The following is a 13,001-nucleotide window of genomic DNA, read 5'->3' on the forward strand; positions in this document are numbered from 1 at the left end:
GGACGCATGTCGAAGCCGGAGCACGGGACGCCTGCGGCGAAGCCCGAGGATGAGGGAGCTGCGGCTCCGGCTGCGCCGGCCGAGGCCGCGCCTGCTGGGGGTGCGAAGCCCGCGGCTGCGAAGCCGGGGCTGACGAAGGCCAAGGCCGAGGAGGGGAAGCCCGTGGCCAAGGCCGGGGCCGATGCCGTGGCCGAGGACGCGAAGGCCGTGGCCAAGGCCGAAGACGTCAAGGACGCGCCTGGGCCTGGGGCGAAGCCCGAGGCGGCCAAGGCCGACCTGGCGAAGCCCAGGGCCGAGGCGGCCAAGGCCGACCTGGCGAAGCCCGTCAATTCCGTGGTGGAGAAGGCCGATGCCGTGGCCGCCGAGGTCAAGGCCAGGGCCGAGGCCGCCAAGTCGGCCGGGAACGGCGAGGACAAGGGCCGGCTGCTCGCGGGCCGCTACCGGCTGGGTGCCGTGCTCGGCAAGGGCGGCATGGGTACCGTCTGGCGCGCCGAGGACGAGACCCTCGGCCGGATCGTCGCCGTCAAGGAACTCCGCTTCGGCACCGGGGTCGACGAGGACGAGAAGCGCCGTCTGATCACCCGTACCCTCCGCGAGGCCAAGGCCATCGCCCGGATCCGGAGCGGGGGCGCGGTCACCGTCTTCGACGTCGTCGACGAAGACGGCCGCCCCTGGATCGTCATGGAGCTCATCGAGGGCCCCTCGCTCGCCGAGTTCATCCGGGAGAACGGTCCCCTCACCCCGCACCGCGCCGCCGAGGTCGGCCTTGCGGTGCTCGACGTCCTGCGCGCCGCGCACGGCCAGGGCATCCTGCACCGGGACGTCAAACCGTCCAACGTGCTCATCGCCGCCACCGGCCGCGTCGTCCTCACCGACTTCGGCATCGCGCAGGTCGAGGGCGACCCCTCCGTCACCTCCACCGGCATGCTCGTCGGCGCGCCCTCGTACATCTCCCCGGAGCGCGCCCGCGGTTACAAGCCCGGTCCGCCCGCCGACATGTGGTCGCTCGGCGGTCTGCTGTACGCCGCCGTCGAGGGCGTGCCCCCGTACGACAAGGGCTCCGCCCTCGCCACCCTCACCGCCGTGATGACCGAGCCGGTGGAGCCGCCCAAGAACGCGGGCCCGCTCACCGAGGTCATCTACGGCCTGCTCGCCAAGGACCCGGCCCAGCGGCTCGACGACGTCCGGGCGCGGGCGATGCTCACCGCCGTCGTCAACGCGCCCGAGCCCGCACCGGCCCCCGTTGCGGCCCCGGCCGCCGAGGAGACCCGGCAGATATCGCTCGCGGACGCCAAGGCGGCCGCGGAGCAGGCGGCCGCGGACAAGGCCGCCGAGAAGGCGGCGAAGAAGGAACGCGAGCGGCGGGAGCGCGAGCAGCGCGAACGCGCCCGCGCCGCGCTGAAGGCGGCCCGCAAGGCGGCGGCGGTGGCCACCGCCACCACGGCCGCCTCGGCCGCGGAGGCACCCGCGTCCGAACCCAAGCCCAAGCCCACGGCAAAGACCTCCCCGGTGGCGGCCCCGCTCACCGACGTCATGCCGCGCCGCACCATCGTGCTCGCGATAGCCGCCGTCGTGGTCGTACTCGCGGCCGTCGGCTCGCTCATCGTCTACGCCTTCAACGGCGACGACACCGACGGCCGCAAGGATGAGGGCAAGGGCGGCAAGACCAACCCGTCCGCGTCCGCCGCCCAGTCCCCGGGCACCGCCCCGCAGTCCTCGCCGCAGACTTCGGCGAAGCCCGGCGAGCAGGGCGGGACCAATGGCAATGCCACCCCGGGCGCCCAGACCCAGGGCCAGACCCAGGGCCAGACCCAGGGCCAGACCCAGGGCCAGGGCCAGCAGACCCCGGCCGCCGGCCAGGGCCAGGGCACCACGTCCGGCGGAGCGGGCGGCGGAATCCCGGCGGGTTACGCCCTCCAGCAGGACTTCGGGTTCCACTTCTCGATGGTGATGCCCGAGGGCTTCAAGCAGACGGGCATAGCGGGGGAGAACTCCGGCGCCATATACAGCCGTGACGGCGGATTCCCGCGCATCCAGGTCGACCACACCGCCAGTCCCGGTGACGACGCCCGCGCTGCCTGGGCCGATTCGGTCAAGCCGACGGCGAGCAGCAGTCAGAACTACCGGCACATCAGGATCGACACGGTGCAGTACAGGGGCTACCCGACTGTCGCGGACTGGGAGTTCGAGCGGGACCAGAAGGGGATCAGGGTCCGCGTGCTCAACCGCGGCTTCAAGGTCGACGCCAAGAACGGCTACGCGATCATGATCAGCTGCGCCGCCGACCAGTGGGACGGCGCCGAGTGCACGCAGATGCGCAACGTCGCCTTCGAGACCTTCAAGCCGCTCGGCTGACCTCGGGACGCGGGCGGCCCCGGCGACGTATCGTGGCGGTGGGGCCGCGGGGGACCCCACCGCACTCGGGGGAGGCGATGTGGAGGAGTACGCGGGCCGGATCCTGGCTCACCGCTACCGTCTGCCGCTCCCGCCGTCGGACGAGTACGAACTGGTGGAGACCCGGGCCTTCGACACCCGCAGCGGGCAGGAAGTCCTGGTGCGGCAGGTGCCGTTGCCGGAGGTCGTGGACGCCGAGCTGCTGGACGGGCAGCGGGCCGTCCCGGCGGCGGGGCGCCGCGCTCCGGGCGACCTGCCGGCCGTGCGGCGCGCGATCGAGGCGGCGCAGGCCGCGGCCTCCATCCCCGACCATCCCCGGCTGGACCAGGTCTTCGACGTGTTCGCCGAGGACGGGTCGCTGTGGATAGTGAGCGAACTGGTCCCGGCCAGGCCGCTGGCGGCGCTGATAGCCGATGAACCGCTGAGCCCCTACCGGGCGGCGGAAGTGGCCTCGGACGTGCTGACCGCGCTGCGGGTGCTGCACGCGCACGGCTGGACCCACCGGAACATCACCGTGCGGACCGTGCTCGTCTGCGACGACGGCCGGGTCGTGCTGACCGGCCTCGCGGCCGGTGCGGCGGAGGAGGCCCTCTGCGGGTACGACCCCGTCCCGGGCACCGCCGAAGGCGAGGCCTCCGGCGGCGGCGCGGGGTGGGGCGGCCCGCGCACCCCGGCGGCTCGGGAGACCGGGCCGGGTGAAGGACTCGACCGCGGGACCGTCGCGGAGACGGGGGCCGTCGGCCCCGGCAACCCGGGGCGGGACCGTCCGGGCGCTTCGGCAGACTACGGGCCCGGCCACGGGCCCGGGCCCGACGCCGGATACGCGCCGCTGGTGGCCCCGGGGTACGACACCGGGCCGCGGTACACCGATCACATCACCCCCGTACGCCCCCAGGAGCAGCCCGACCTCAACGCCGCCGCGCGCGCCGGGGCCATCGCCGCGTACCGGGCCGGGGCGCGGGCGGCCGCCGCCAAGGTCGGCGAGCAGCGCAGGACCGAGCCCGTGGTCGTGCCGGAGCCGAGGCCGCAGGGGTCGACCCTCCCACAGGGATACTCGTACCCGTACGGCGGCCCGGAGACCGGCGCCGCCGCCTGGCACGGGGCCACCCCCCGCCGCCCGGCCCTCTCCCCGCCCGACCGTGAGCCCGACCAGGAGCCGGAGCCGGAGCCCGTACCCGCCCTGGAGCCCGCGCCCGCCCTGGAGCCCGCGCCGGAGCCGGAGCCCGGGCCGCAGCCGCCCGTGCTCCCCGCCCAGCTCGCGCTCCCGCAGGGCTACCGCCAGGCCGACACCGCACCGGCGCGACCGCAGCCGCAGGCGGGCCCCGGACCGGGCTCCGGTTCCGGCTGGGCCGGGCCCCGGAGCGGGCTGGACGCCGAGCGCGCGCGCCAGACGCGGATGGCCGTCGTCGGAGCCGTCACCGAGCGGTGGGCCCCCGAGCAGGCCGGTCCCGTGCACGGGCACTGGCAGCTGGCGCCCCCCATCGGGCCCGCCACCGACCTCTGGGCGCTCGGCGCGCTGCTGTACCGCGCGGTCCAGGGCCACGCCCCGTACCCCGAGGAAAGCGTCGCCGAGCTCGTCGAGATGGTCTGCGCCGAGCCGCCCGCCTTCGCGGAGGAGTGCGGCGCGCTCCGCCCGGTCGTGGAGTCGCTGCTGCGTCAGGACCCGGAAGAGCGGCCCGATTTCGAGGAGCTGCGCGGCTGGCTGCGCTCGCTCGTACGCTCCGCACCCGAACCCGAGGCCGGCTTCGCCGTGCTCCCGATGCCGGAGCCGGATCCCGCGCGGCTGCCCGTCGTACGCCGCCGCGGCGAACTCCACGGGCGCCACCGCAATCCCACGGCCACCCGCAAGTCCCGCTCCCTGGGCCGGACCCTGCTCGTCGGCATCCTGGTCCTGCTCGCCGGGGCCGTGGCGTACGCGATGCTGTTCATGCCCCGGTCCGCCGAGCCGGGGGAACAGGGCAGCAGCGGGCAGGCAACGCCGAAGCAGAGCCCGTCCCAGGTGCCCACCGGCACTCCCGAGTCCAAGCCCGCGCCCCAGACCACCACGCCGCCCGCGACCGCTCCGACGGCAGCGCCGGCCCCCGCCCCGGCCGGCTACACCACCCAGCAGGACCCGGAGCACTTCGAGATCGCGGTCCCCGACGGCTGGGAGCGCCGCGGCATCAACGAGGCCGGCCAGGTGCGCTACACCGGGGGGCAGTTCACCCTGACCGTCGTCCCCGGCCGGGACAAGGTCGAGGGGAACCCGGACCCGGCGGCGTACCAGAAGGACAAGCAGCAGGAGCTGGCCCCGTACCGGAGCTCCACCTGGGCCACCGTCGGCGACGTCAAGACCACCAAGGTCGGGCAGCAACTGCGTGCCACGGGCCGCTACACGTGGATCGACGGCACCGGCCGCAACGTCTTCGCCCGCAATTTCGTCGTCGCGCTCGGCGGCAGCTACCACGTCGTGATGGTGACGGGCCCGGAGGACGAACAGAGCAAGGTCACCGAAGTTTTCGAGAAGGCCACGGCGAGTTACAAGTCGGGGGGTTGAGGGGAGCCTGACGGGCGGTCAGTACGGCGATTGCGTCACAGTGCCGCCTTTCCGCGGCCGGGCGGTTCCGACAGCCCCCATGGGCTCCGTAATCTGGCCTGAAGTGCAGAGAGCGGCGGGGTTTCGTGGAACAGCAGACAGGTGGGGGCGCCGTGCTGGCGGGCCGGTATCGGCTCGTCGAGCCGATCGGCCGCGGCGGCATGGGCAAGGTGTGGCGCGCGCATGACGAGTTGCTCCACAGGACCGTCGCCGTCAAGGAACTGACGGCTGGTCTGTACGTGGCCCAGGCCGACCGGGACGTCATGCACGCCCGGACGCAGAAGGAGGCCCGGGCCGCGGCCCGGATCCAGCATCCGGCGGTCGTCACCGTCCACGACGTGCTGGAGCACGACGACCGGCCGTGGATCGTCATGGAGTACATCGACGGACCCTCGCTCGCGGACGCGGCCAAGGCGGCCGGGCGGATCGAGCCCCGCGAGGCGGCCAGGATCGGGCTCCACGTGCTGGGCGCGCTGCGCGCCGCGCACGCGGTGGGCGTACTCCACCGGGACGTGAAGCCGGGCAACGTGCTGCTCGCCAAGGACGGCCGGGTGCTGCTCACGGACTTCGGTATCGCCGCGATCGAGGGCGACTCGTCCATCACGCGCACCGGCGAGATCGTCGGCTCCATCGACTACCTGGCCCCCGAGCGGGTCACCGGCGCGACCCCCGGCACGGCCTCCGACCTGTGGTCGCTGGGCGCCACCCTGTACACGGCCGTGGAGGCGCGCTCGCCGTTCCGTCGCACCTCGCCGATCTCCAGCCTCCAGGCCGTGGTGAACGACGAACCGCCGGCGCTGCGCCAGGCCGGTGCGCTGGGGCCGGTCATCACCGCCCTGCTGCGCAAGGATCCGGCGGAGCGGCCGACGGCCGAGGAAGCCGAGCGGATGCTGATCGAGGCGATGGAGGGCCGGGCGCCGAAGGCCGCCCAGGCGTACGTGCCGACGCGCGCGGTGACGTCGCAGGAACTCGCTCCGGCCCAGGAGCAGCAGCAGGAGGCGGCCCCGACGGGGGACGTCGCGCAGACGGCCGCGCTGCCGGAACCGTCGGCGACCTCGACCTCGACCTCGACCTCGACCTCCACCTCCACCTCGACCGCGACGGCGACCGAGGCCGGGGCGGTGTCCGCCCCCGCCCGCCCGGCCCCGGGCCGGCTCAAGCGTGCCGCGGCGGTCGCCCTGGTGGCGGCGCTGCTCGGCGGCGGCGGTGTCTTCGGCGTGCTCAAGTTCACCGATGACTCGAACAAGGGCGGCGGCTCGGACAAGAACGCGAGCGCCCCCGACCAGCAGGGCGATGACGACTCCACGCCGGACGAGGCCGATGCCGTGCCGGCCGGATGGACCGAGGTCACCGACCCGACCGGCTTCACCCTCTTCGTCCCGGAGGGCTGGAAGCGTCAGATGGACGGCAACCAGATCGACTACACCCCGGACAACGGAAAGCACTTCATCCGGATCGCCACCGACTCCACCCCGGACTATGCGACCCCGCACGAGCACCTGGTCGACCTGGAGAAGCAGGTGGCGAAGCGGACTGACTACAAGAAGCAGCGGCTGAACCAGAACACCTTCCGCGACACCGTCCGGGCCGCGCTGTGGGAGTTCAGCTGGACCGAGAAGGGGACGCAGGCGGGACCGCGCCGGGCCATCGAGCAGATGTACATCGCCCCGGACGGCACCGAGTACGCGATCTACATGTCGAGCCCCGCCGCCGACTGGGACACGACCCGCCAGCAGTTCGACATCGTGCTCAGCGGCTGGGCACCGCCCGCCGCGAAGCCGTAGAACCGCGGATTCCGCCAATCCTGCCAGCGATCACTGGCGGAAATGGCAAAATCCGGTTACCCACGGGTACCCAAAGGCCCCCGGGCGCAATACGCTCACCGCCATGACGGACTCGCAGGCCCCGGCCCCCCTCCGCACCGCACCGGAACCCACCAACCCGGTCGCCCCGGCCCCGGCCGGCGCCCGCACCGCCGCCGACGTGGTGACCCCCGACCTGATCGCCCGCCTCACCCGCGGGGTGATCGGCTCCGGCCGCACCGCCAACCACACCCCCTTCACCGGGGACCGGCTGGCCGAGCTCCCCGAGGCCACCCCCGAGGACGTCGCCGAGGCGTTCGGCCGGGCCCGCGCCGCCCAGCCCGCGTGGGCCGCCCTCCCCGCACGCAAGCGGGCCGCGGTCCTGCTCCGCTTCCACGACCTGGTCCTCGCCCGGCAGGCCGAGGTCCTCGACCTCATCCAGCTGGAGACCGGCAAGGCCCGCCTGCACGCCCACGAAGAGGTCCAGGCGGTCGCCGTCTCCGCCCGCCACTACGGCCGCAAGGCCCCCTCGTACCTGCGCCCCAAGGGCCACACGGGCGCGATGCCCACACTCACCAAGGTCACCGAGCTGCGCCAGCCGCGCGGGGTCGTCGGCCAGATCGCGCCCTGGAACTACCCGCTGGAGCTCTCCGTCGGTGACGCCCTGCCCGCCTTCGCGGCAGGCAACGCGCTCGTCATGAAGCCCGACACCGAGACCGCGCTGACCGCCCTGTGGGCCCGCGACCTGCTGATCGAGGCCGGCCTGCCCGCGGAGGTCTTCCAGATCGTCCTCGGTGAGGGCCCCGTCGTCGGCCCCGAGGTCGTCCGGCACGCCGACTACGTCTCCTTCACCGGCTCCACCCGCACCGGCCGCGAGGTCGCCCGGGGCGCGGCCGACCGCCTCGTCGGCGTCACTCTCGAGCTGGGCGGCAAGAACGCGATGCTGGTCCTGCACGACGCCGACATCGAGAAGGCCGCGGCGGGCGCCGTCCGCGCCTGCTTCTCCTCCGCCGGCCAGCTGTGCATCTCCATCGAGCGGCTCTACGTCCACGCCTCGATCGCCGACGCGTTCGTGGCCCGCTTCGCCGCCCGGACGAAGGCGATGCGCCTCGGCAAGTCCCTCGCCTACGGCGCCGACATGGGATCGCTCGTCGGCGAGCGCCAGCTGGAGACCGTACAGCGGCACGTGGACGAGGCCGTCGCCAAGGGCGCCACCCTCGTCGCGGGCGGCACCGCCCGCCCCGACCTAGGCCCCCTCTTCTACGAGCCCACCATCCTCGACGGCGTCGAGGCACCCATGGCGGTGTGCGGCGAGGAGACCTTCGGCCCGGTCGTCTCCATCTACCGCTTCACCGACGAGGAGCAGGCGATCGCGGACGCCAACGCCACCTCCTACGGCCTGAACTCCAGCGTCTGGACCAAGGACTCCCGCCGCGGCCACGCGGTCGCCGCCCGCCTGCGCACCGGCACCGTCAACATCAACGAGGGCTACGCCCCCGCCTACGGCAGCGCCCAGGCGCCCATGGGCGGCATGAAGGACTCCGGCCTCGGCCGCCGCCACGGCTCCGAGGGCATCCTCAAGTACACCGAGGCCCAGACCGTCGCCCACCAGCGGCTCCTGCCGATGGCGCCCTCGCTGGGCATGGACGACGAGAAGTACGCGGCGTTCATGACCCGCAGCCTCAAGGTCATGAAGGCTCTCCGACTGCGCTAAGGGGTACCCGTGTCGCACGACGACGCATACGACTACGACGTCATCGTCATCGGATCGGGCTTCGGGGGGTCGGTCTCGGCCCTGCGTCTCACCGAGAAGGGCTACCGGGTCGGAGTCCTGGAGGCCGGCCGCCGGTTCACCCGCGAGAGCCTGCCCAAGAACAGCTGGGACCTGCGGAACTACCTGTGGGCCCCGGCCCTCGGGCTGTACGGGATCCAGCGGATCCACCTGCTCGGCAATGTCATGGTGCTCGCGGGCGCCGGCGTGGGCGGCGGCTCGCTCAACTACGCCAACACCCTGTACGTGCCGCCCACCGCCTTCTTCGAGGACCGGCAGTGGGCGTCGATCACCGACTGGCGCGACGAGCTCACCCCGTACTACGACCAGGCCAAGCGGATGCTCGGCGTGCGCCTCAACCCGACCATGACCCCCTCCGACGTCCACCTCAAGGCGGCCGCCGAGAAGATGGGCGTGGCGGACTCCTTCCACATGGCCCCGGTCGGCGTGTTCTTCGGGGACGGCGCGGACGCCGGGGGCGGCTGCGAGGCCCGCCCCGGCCAGGAGGTCCCCGACCCGTACTTCGGCGGCGCGGGGCCCGCCCGCAAGGCCTGCACCGAGTGCGGCGAGTGCATGACCGGCTGCCGTCACGGCGCGAAGAACACCCTGAACGAGAACTACCTGCACCTCGCCGAGCGCGCGGGCGCCGTCATCCACCCCATGACCACGGTCACCGCGCTCTCCGAACACCCCGAGGGCGGCTACCGGGTCCGTACCGTCCCCACCGACGGCCGCCGCTCCGGCAGGGCCAAGGTGCTGCGCGCCCGGTACGTGGTCGTCGCGGCGGGCACGTACGGCACCCAGACCCTGCTGCACACGATGAAGGACCTGGGCGAGCTGCCGAAGATCTCGGAGAGGCTCGGCGACCTGACCCGGACCAACTCGGAGGGCCTGGTCGGCGCGCAGACCGACGACCGCCGCTACCGCAAACGGCACGGCGCCGACCGGCGGGCCGACTTCACCCGGGGCGTGGCGATCACCTCCTCGGTGCACCCCAACGACGACACCCACATCGAGCCGGTCCGCTACGGCAAGGGCTCCAACGCCATGGGGTTCATGACCGTCCTCCAGGTGCCCTACGCCAAGCACCGCGTCCGGGCCTGGTTCGCCCGCACCGCCCGCCACCCGCTGCAGCTGGTCCGCTCGCTCTCCAACCGTCGCTGGTCGGAGCGGACGATCATCGGCCTGGTCATGCAGTCGCTGGACAACTCCCTGACGACCTACCGCAAGCCCGGCGGGATCGGGAAGGGCCTGCTGACCGCCCGCCAGGGCCACGGCGCCCCGAACCCGGTGCAGATCGCGGAGGCCACCCAGGCCGCGACGCTGCTCGCCGAGGAGATCAACGGCTTCCCCGGCAGCAACGTCGGCGAGCTGATGGGGACACCGCTGACCGCGCACTTCCTCGGCGGCTGCCCGATCGGCGCCTCCGCGGGGGAGGGTGTGGTGGACCCGTACCACCGGCTCTACGGGCACCCGGGGATCTCGGTGGTGGACGGTTCGGCGGTCTCCGCGAACCTCGGGGTCAACCCGTCGCTGACGATCACGGCGCAGGCCGAGCGGGCGATGTCGTACTGGCCGAACAAGGGCGAGCAGGACCCGCGGCCGGAGCCGGGGGAGGGATACGTGCGCCTCGCGGCGGTGGAGCCGGTCCGCCCGGCCGTCCCGAAGGAGGCCTTCGGTGCGCTGCGGCTGCCGTTCCTGGCGGTCCCGGAAGTCCCGCCGAAGGCCGCGGACCCGGCCTGACGACCGGGTCGGTACCGCGCTCCCCCTCCGAGCGCGGTACCCACCGCGGTACATGAGTGACAGGCAGTCGGTACGGATGGTTGTACCGGAATCCCGGGGCCCGGGCTGTGGCGTCGATCACACAGCGAAGTGTGCATGTGCTACGTGAGGGGTCTGAAGGGCCCGGGGGGCTCGCGAGCGGACCGCGGAACGCGGAACGCCGAACGGCCGACCCGGGGCGTCCCCTGGGCCGGCCGTCCTTCGCGGGGTGACCGGGCTGCTGTCCCCTGCCGTCCGGTCACGCGAGGGAGCGAGGTCCCACGACGCACGCTCCACGGGGCGTGCGTCTCATCGCTCCGGCGGAGCCACGCGTGGTGTTGCGGTCGTCCCGCGCCTGGCTGGCGCGGACATCCTCACCAACGAAGGGCCCCGGCGGCGGTCACGGGCCGGACGAGTGACGAACACCCGTCAGACGCGGCCCCGGCACAGCTCCAGCAGCGTCATGGCCAGGGTCGTGCCGGGCTTTCCGAGGGCGTCGCTCCAGTGCGAGAGCACCTCCATCTCGCGCGACAGGTGCACCCGGCGACCGCCGGAGGTGATCCGGGCCTCCTGGATGACCGTCGAGACGGCCATGCGTTCCTGGATCAGGCCGATGATCCGGTCGTCGAGGGCGTCGATGCGCGCGCGGGAGTCGGCGATCAGCTGCTCGGGGGTGGTGGTGATCGTGTTCATGGTCGGTCTCCTGCCGGGTGGGGGCCCACAGGCCGGAGAACGCGAGAGCGCCCCGGTCCTGTCGGACCGGGGCGCTCTGGGAAGTCAGCGGCTCAAGCGAGCATCACGATGACCCATGGCGACCGGACCGGCCGGTGCCATAGGTAAAGAGGAAGCTCAGCTGCTTGCGCATGAAGGGGATTATTGCCTTCCGTCCCCCTCCCGGCCAACCGGGTTCGGATGGTGAGACGAATAGGTGGGTGCGTCCCCCGTTAGAATCGACAAAACAGCCACCTCTTCCGCCGGAAGGCCGCCCCGTGCCAGAAGCACCCTCCGCCGCCCACGACAGCGCCCCGGACACGGTTCTCGTCGTCGACTTCGGCGCCCAGTACGCCCAGCTCATCGCCCGTCGCGTCCGCGAGGCACGGGTCTACAGCGAGATCGTGCCGAGCTCGATGCCCGTCGACGAGATGCTGGCCAAGAACCCCAAGGCGATCATCCTCTCCGGCGGCCCGTCCTCCGTGTACGAGGAGGGTGCCCCGCAGCTCGACCGTTCCCTGTTCGAGGCCGGTGTCCCCGTCTTCGGCATGTGCTACGGCTTCCAGCTGATGGCGACCACCCTCGGTGGCCAGGTCGACAACACCGGCGCCCGCGAGTACGGCCGCACCCCGCTGGCCGTCTCGAAGGCCGGTTCCACCCTCTTCGAGGGCACCCCCGAGCAGCAGTCGGTGTGGATGTCCCACGGCGACGCCTGCTCCGCCGCCCCCGAGGGCTTCAGCGTCACCGCGTCGACCGACGTCGTCCCGGTCGCGGCCTTCGAGAACGACGAGAAGAAGCTGTACGGGGTCCAGTACCACCCCGAGGTCATGCACTCCACGCACGGCCAGCAGATCCTGGAGCACTTCCTCTACCGCGGCGCCGGCCTGGCCCCCACCTGGACCACCGGCAACATCGTCGAGGAGCAGATCGCCGCCATCCGCGAGCAGGTCGGCGACAAGCGCGCCATCTGCGGCCTCTCCGGCGGCGTGGACTCCGCGGTCGCGGCAGCCCTCGTGCAGAAGGCCATCGGCTCGCAGCTGACCTGCGTGTACGTGGACCACGGTCTGATGCGCAAGGGCGAGACCGAGCAGGTCGAGAAGGACTTCGTCGCCGCCACCGGCGTGCAGCTGAAGGTCGTCGACGCGCAGGAGCGCTTCCTGAACGCGCTGGCCGGGGTCTCCGACCCGGAGACGAAGCGCAAGATCATCGGCCGCGAGTTCATCCGCGTCTTCGAGCAGGCCCAGCTGGAGATCCTCCAGGAGGACGGCCCCGCGGTCGCCTTCCTGGTCCAGGGCACCCTGTACCCGGACGTGGTCGAGTCCGGCGGCGGCACCGGCACCGCGAACATCAAGTCCCACCACAACGTGGGCGGTCTTCCCGACGACATCGAGTTCGAGCTCGTCGAGCCGCTGCGCCAGCTGTTCAAGGACGAGGTCCGGATGGTCGGCCAGGAGCTCGGCCTGCCCGACGAGATCGTCCAGCGCCAGCCCTTCCCGGGCCCCGGCCTCGGCATCCGCATCGTCGGCGAGGTCACCAAGGAGCGCCTGGACCTGCTGCGCGAGGCCGACGCGATCGCCCGCCACGAGCTCACCGCGGCCGGTCTGGACCGCGAGATCTGGCAGTGCCCGGTCGTCCTGCTCGCGGACGTCCGCAGCGTCGGCGTCCAGGGCGACGGCCGCACCTACGGCCACCCGATCGTGCTGCGCCCCGTCTCCTCCGAGGACGCGATGACCGCGGACTGGACGCGCATGCCGTACGAGGTGCTCGCGCGGATCTCCACCCGCATCACCAACGAGGTGCCGGACGTGAACCGTGTGGTCCTGGACTGCACGAGCAAGCCCCCGGGCACCATCGAGTGGGAGTAAGGGGCCCCGCCCCGTCCGACGGCGCCGCCGCTCAGCCTGGCTGAGCGGCGGCGCCGTCGTTTCGTGCGTGCGCGGCTCTGTTCTCCTCGCGCGGGGAGAAGTACCTTGCGCCGGCGACGGCG

7 protein-coding genes are annotated in these 13,001 nt (G+C 72.9%); 6 read left to right on the forward strand and 1 reads right to left on the reverse strand.

Annotated elements, in window-relative coordinates; translation table 11 throughout:
• The first annotated feature begins 6 nt into the window (after nucleotides 1–6).
• The 5 genes from OG429_RS23270 to OG429_RS23290 all read left to right on the forward strand — a co-directional run bounded on the left by OG429_RS23270 (nucleotide 7) and on the right by OG429_RS23290 (nucleotide 10,285).
• Entirely contained in the window at nucleotides 7–2,355 is a 2,349-nt protein-coding gene (locus tag OG429_RS23270) for a protein kinase domain-containing protein (protein ID WP_328927199.1), read from the forward strand.
• 79 nt (nucleotides 2,356–2,434) lie between these two features.
• Entirely contained in the window at nucleotides 2,435–4,930 is a 2,496-nt protein-coding gene (locus OG429_RS23275) for a protein kinase (protein WP_328927200.1), read from the forward strand.
• Between the two features lie 125 nt (nucleotides 4,931–5,055).
• Nucleotides 5,056–6,753, forward strand: coding sequence for a serine/threonine-protein kinase (locus OG429_RS23280; RefSeq protein WP_328927201.1), 1,698 nt, complete (start codon nucleotides 5,056–5,058; stop codon nucleotides 6,751–6,753).
• 103 nt (nucleotides 6,754–6,856) lie between these two features.
• Nucleotides 6,857–8,485 (forward strand): succinic semialdehyde dehydrogenase, encoded by a 1,629-nt coding sequence (locus OG429_RS23285; RefSeq protein ID WP_328927202.1) that lies wholly within the window; start codon nucleotides 6,857–6,859, stop codon nucleotides 8,483–8,485.
• 9 nt (nucleotides 8,486–8,494) lie between these two features.
• Nucleotides 8,495–10,285 (forward strand): GMC family oxidoreductase, encoded by a 1,791-nt coding sequence (locus OG429_RS23290; protein WP_328927203.1) that lies wholly within the window; start codon nucleotides 8,495–8,497, stop codon nucleotides 10,283–10,285.
• Between the two features lie 447 nt (nucleotides 10,286–10,732).
• Here the strand turns inward: OG429_RS23290 and OG429_RS23295 are convergent, their stop codons facing one another.
• A complete protein-coding gene (locus OG429_RS23295) occupies nucleotides 10,733–10,996 on the reverse strand; it encodes a chorismate mutase (RefSeq protein ID WP_328927204.1) in 264 nt (87 codons plus the stop codon).
• A 296-nt stretch (nucleotides 10,997–11,292) separates the two neighbouring features.
• Here OG429_RS23295 and guaA point away from each other — a divergent pair, with 296 nt between their 5' ends.
• Nucleotides 11,293–12,879, forward strand: a complete 1,587-nt coding sequence (gene guaA, locus OG429_RS23300; protein ID WP_328927205.1) for a glutamine-hydrolyzing GMP synthase — start codon at nucleotides 11,293–11,295, stop codon at nucleotides 12,877–12,879.
• Nucleotides 12,880–13,001 lie beyond the last annotated feature (122 nt).

This window comes from Streptomyces sp. NBC_00190, from assembly GCF_036203305.1.
Taxonomy (GTDB): Bacteria; Actinomycetota; Actinomycetes; order Streptomycetales; family Streptomycetaceae; genus Streptomyces.